Genomic DNA, 4,446 nt, shown 5'->3' with positions numbered 1-4,446 from the left:
CCTTCCACCGCCCGGCGCAGATTCTCGGCCAAAGGCCTGCCCTGGCGAACGGCAAACACGCCCGCCTTCTCCCGCGGATGGTTCACCATGGTGGCGATATCGCCGGCGGCGAAGATATGCGGATCGGTGACCGTCTGCAGCGTATCGGCCACCTGGATGAATCCGTGCTCGTCCAGGGCCAGGCCAGTGTCCTGCAGCCACGCGGCACCGCCGGCGCGGGTCACCCAGACAATCTCGTCGGCATCCAGGCGCTCGCCGCCTGCCGTCTGCAAGCAACCGGCACGCACCTGGTTCACCTCGGCGCCGCAGTGCACCTCCACGCCCCGCTCGGACAGCACCCGCTCGAAACTCCGGCGCACGAAACCGTTGTGGGTGGGCAGGATCTGCGGTGCACTGTTGAACAGGTAAAACGCCAGCTCGTCCGGGTTGCGTCCCAGTGCGCGCAGCTCGTTGCGCAGCCGATACTGCATGGCCAGGGTCAGTTCCACGCCGCCGGCGCCGCCACCCACCACGGCGATACGGGTTTCCCCGGGGTGGTTGCGCACACGCTCCAGCAGGGATTGCCAGCGGTCATTGAAGCGGTGGATCGGCTTCACGGCGACGGCGTTCGCCTCAGCGCCGTCGACCTGCTGCACCTGCGGCGTGGAGCCGATATTGATGGAGAGCTGATCATAGGGCACCGGCGGCCGCGCGCGGCAGAGCACGCGTGCGCCATGACGGTCGATGCCTATCGCCTCGTCGCGGAAGAAGCGCGCGCCGGCGAACTCCGCGAGCCGGCTGAGATCGATGTGGACGTCGTCATAGCTGTAGTGACCGGCGATGTATCCCGGCAGCATGCCGGAGTACGGGGTGTGGGTATCGCGACAGATCAGGTTCAGGCGCACGCCGGGAATCGGCTTCATGCCGAACCGGCGCAGCACCCCCACATGGCTGTGGCCGCCGCCGATCAGAACGATATCACGGAGAACCGGCTGCTCCGGTGGCTGCATGGGCAGGTCCTGTTTACGTGGTGAATGTCCGGGGCGCGGGCTGGCGGCATTGCCAAGGCCCCGGCAGGATCACGGCTGAGGCCGCTTCTACGCCGCCGATACTGCCTCAGTTGCGCCTTGCAAGGGCGCCACAGGCGATGCCCCTTATGAGCGCTGAGTTCGGTCCTTCTCGTTTTGCGCCTGGATGGCTTCGCGGGCTTCACGCCACTGCTCGTCCGTCCATTCGCGCAGCTCGTAGAAGTTGCCACCGGTGGCGAGATAGCCACCGCCATCCATCATGATGGTCTGCCCCGTGAGCCAGGGACAGCCATCGGACAGCAGAAACGTGGAGAGGTTCTGCAGTTCCTCCATGGTGCCGGCGCGCCCCATGGGGTTGACCTTCGCCGTGCGTTCGCCGGGCTTTTGGCCCGGACTCAGCCGCTTGCTCATACCCTCGGTGGGGATCTCTCCTGGGGCGATGGCATTGAGCCGGATACCATAGCCGCCCCACTCCGTGGCCAGGGATTTGGTCATGGTGTTCACGGCGGCCTTGCTCATGGCCGAGGGGACGACAAAGGGGCCGCCGTTTTCAACCCAGGTCACCACGATGGAGACCACGCTGCCCGCGTGACCCCCGGCGATCCAGCGCTTGCCGACGGCCTGGGTGACATAGAATGTGCCGTGCATGACGATATTGGCAATGGCATCGAAGCCGCGGGGGGAGAGATCCTGGGTCCGGCTGATGAAATTGCCGGCGGCATTGTTCACCAGCCCGGACAGCGGCCCATCCTCGAAGATGGTGGCGACCATGCCGTCCACGGCCTGGGCGTCGCGGATATCCAACCCGAACGCCTTGACGCTGCCGCCGTGCATGTCCATGAGCTCGCGAGCGGTTTCCTCGCACACCCCCTGGCGACGGCCGCAGATATAGAGATCGGCCCCCAGCGCCAGAAACTTCTCGGCCATCCCCCTGCCAAGACCCGTGCCACCGCCGGTGACGAGAATACGTTTGCCCTTGAACAAATCCGGCTGGAACATGGTTGCCTCCACATGGTGTTGTAAGGTTAGTACATTACTCCCCCACCTCCCGACGCTCCAACAACCGACCCATGTGTTCTGGAACAGATCGCGCCCGTACTACCCCGAATAGTGATGTAACCAGGAGACAGTGATGCTTTCAGCAGCAGAGTACAAAGAGTCGCTTCGGCGGTATCAGCCGACGGTGTACCTGAACGGGCACGCCGTGGAATCGGTTGCCGATGAGCCGGGCTTTGTGCCCGGCGTCAACGCCCTGGGCGTGACCTATGACTATGCCCTGGACGCGGACCACGCGCCCCTCATGACGGCGACACAACAGAGCTCGGGCGAGCTGGTCAACCGCATGCTGCACATCAACACCAGCAACGCGGATCTCATGAACAAGCTCGAAGCGGTGCGCCTTATCTGCCAGGAAACCGGCTGCGCCCAGCGCTACCTGGCCCACGACGCCTTGAACGCCATCGAGCAGTCGGTGCACCGTGTCGACGCGCACAAGAGCACCTCCTACCGGGAGCACTTCCGGGCCTACCTCCATGACGCCCAGGCCCGGGATCTGTCTCTGGGCATTGCCATGACCGATGCCAAGGGCGACCGCAGCAAGCGCCCGCACCGGCAGGCCAGCCCCAATACCTATGTGCACATAGTCGAGCGCAACGGTCAGGGCATCGTCATCTCGGGAACCAAGGCCATCGTCACCGGCGCGCCGTACATGCATGAATTCCTGGTGATGCCCGGGCGCAACATCAGCGAGGCGGACGCCGATTTCGCGGTATGCTGTGCCGTGCCCTGCGATGCCCCGGGGCTCACCATCGTCGCCCGCCCCGCCGGGCGCCCAGGTGAGAACTCGGCGCTGTTCAGTAACAAGTACGGCCAGTCCACGGGCGTGGTTGTCTTCGACCAGGTCTTCGTGCCGTGGGAGCGCGTATTCCTGGCCGGGGAATGGGAGCACTCCGGGGAACTGACCTACAACTACGCCACCCATCACCGTCACAGCTGCATCGCCGCCCGGGCCGGTTTCGGGGACCTGCTCATCGGTGCCGGCGCACTTATGTGCGAGGCCAATGGCTTCGACCCGGGCCGTGAGACCCACCTGCGCGATCAGATGGTGGATCTGATCAAGATCACCGAGGGCTTCTACGCCTGCGGGGTGGCTTCCTCGGTCTACGCCAAGCCGGACCCGGATTCGGGCAGCTTCATGCCGGACCCGGTGTACGCCAATATCGGCAAGCTGCTCCTGTCCACACAGATCTATGACATGCACCGCATCGCCCACTACGTCTCCGGCGGCTTGATCGTCTCCTTGCCCGGCCCGGACGAGGATCACAACCCCGCCACGCAAGCCAACCTGGCGGATGTGCTGCGCGCCAACCCCGAGGTCCCAGCGGATCAGCGCCTGCAGACGGCGCGCTTTATCGAAGACCTCACCGCGTCCTATCAGGCGGGCTGGTACTCGGTGATCAGCATGCACGGCGGCGGCTCACCCCAGGCCATGACCCAGGAGATCTACCGCCACTATCCGGTGGGCAATAAGGTGGAACTGGTGGAACGACTCATGGAGCGGGGGGTTGCGCATGATCCGAACCGCCCGATCACGGCGAACCGCCAGCCCGGCCGCTGCTGCGCCCAGGGATGCACCCCAACCGGCGAGCCCATGATGGCGGATCTGCGCACCTTGAAGAACAAGCGGCAGTAAGGGAATGGCAATGTTATTCAGGTGTCCGTTAACCGCGGGCCGCCAGTAGGCCGGGACGATATCGCGCGCCCCGCTGCCGATTAAGCAGCGGGGGCGCGTTACGAATGGGCCATGACCACGCCGGCCTTAGCCGGTCCCCGGGCCGATCCCAGCCACCACATGACGCAACTTGACTCCTGATAAGATAGGCGACGTACAGAGAGCAGGTTTGATCGCAATACACAGTGAGCAACCATGATCAGGCAATTGGTATTGGTGTTGATTTTGGTCTTCATCCTTGCCGGAGTCGGCTGGGCAGGCCAGCATGAGGGCGGATCTCCCCCGGATGACGAGACGATCAGCGAGCAGGAGCGCGAGACCGACGAGCGCATGGGCATCTGGGAAGAACGCATGCAGGAAATCGGCCGCCAGGCTGACGATTTGTCCCGGGAGGGGCGTGAACGCCTTGAACGGGCTTGGGAGGACACGCAGGAGCAGCGAGACAAGCTCAGTGAGGCATCGCGGCAGCAATGGGAGAAGGCCAGAGGCCGCCTGGCAGATGCGATGGATCGACTGGAGCGCGCCTGGGAGGCGGCAACGGAGGAGCAGCCGCCCGAACAAGAGCCGGATTGAGCATTCCAGACCACCCGGCCTGACGTTGCGCCAAATCCGTCTGTGCGCCCTCGGCGCAATTTGTTTGACGGTGCATTACGCTCGCGCTAATGACACCCTACGCCCTGCTATCGGGCACAGTGCCATGGCATGGCT

General features: G+C 64.5%; 4 protein-coding genes. 2 read left to right on the top strand and 2 right to left on the bottom strand.

Annotated elements, in window-relative coordinates:
• A partial coding sequence (locus QZT63_RS13355; RefSeq protein ID WP_290651957.1) for an FAD-dependent oxidoreductase occupies positions 1-989 on the bottom strand: 989 nt, incomplete at its 3' end.
• A 144-nt stretch (positions 990-1,133) separates the two neighbouring features.
• On the bottom strand, positions 1,134-2,006 hold the full coding sequence (locus tag QZT63_RS13350) for an SDR family oxidoreductase (RefSeq protein ID WP_290651956.1): 873 nt from the start codon (positions 2,004-2,006) through the stop codon (positions 1,134-1,136).
• 133 nt (positions 2,007-2,139) lie between these two features.
• Here QZT63_RS13350 and QZT63_RS13345 point away from each other — a divergent pair, with 133 nt between their 5' ends.
• Both QZT63_RS13345 and QZT63_RS13340 read left to right on the top strand, forming a co-directional pair.
• Positions 2,140-3,699 (top strand): 4-hydroxyphenylacetate 3-hydroxylase N-terminal domain-containing protein, encoded by a 1,560-nt coding sequence (locus QZT63_RS13345; protein WP_290651954.1) that lies wholly within the window; start codon positions 2,140-2,142, stop codon positions 3,697-3,699.
• 234 nt (positions 3,700-3,933) lie between these two features.
• Entirely contained in the window at positions 3,934-4,311 is a 378-nt protein-coding gene (locus QZT63_RS13340) for a hypothetical protein (protein WP_290651952.1), read from the top strand.
• Positions 4,312-4,446 lie beyond the last annotated feature (135 nt).

Origin of the sequence: Aquisalimonas sp., from assembly GCF_007120195.1 — a bacterium.
In the GTDB taxonomy this organism is placed as follows: Bacteria; Pseudomonadota; Gammaproteobacteria; order Nitrococcales; family Aquisalimonadaceae; genus Aquisalimonas.
The sequence above is the reverse complement of the archived record's forward strand: the minus strand, read 5'-3'. Positions and strand labels throughout refer to the sequence as shown.

Coding starts and splice junctions, on each gene's coding strand:
- QZT63_RS13350 (WP_290651956.1), bottom strand. CDS start 2,006: ATGTTCCAGCCGGATTTGTTCAAGGGCAAACGTATTCTCGTCACCGGC.
- QZT63_RS13345 (WP_290651954.1), top strand. CDS start 2,140: ATGCTTTCAGCAGCAGAGTACAAAGAGTCGCTTCGGCGGTATCAGCCG.
- QZT63_RS13340 (WP_290651952.1), top strand. CDS start 3,934: ATGATCAGGCAATTGGTATTGGTGTTGATTTTGGTCTTCATCCTTGCC.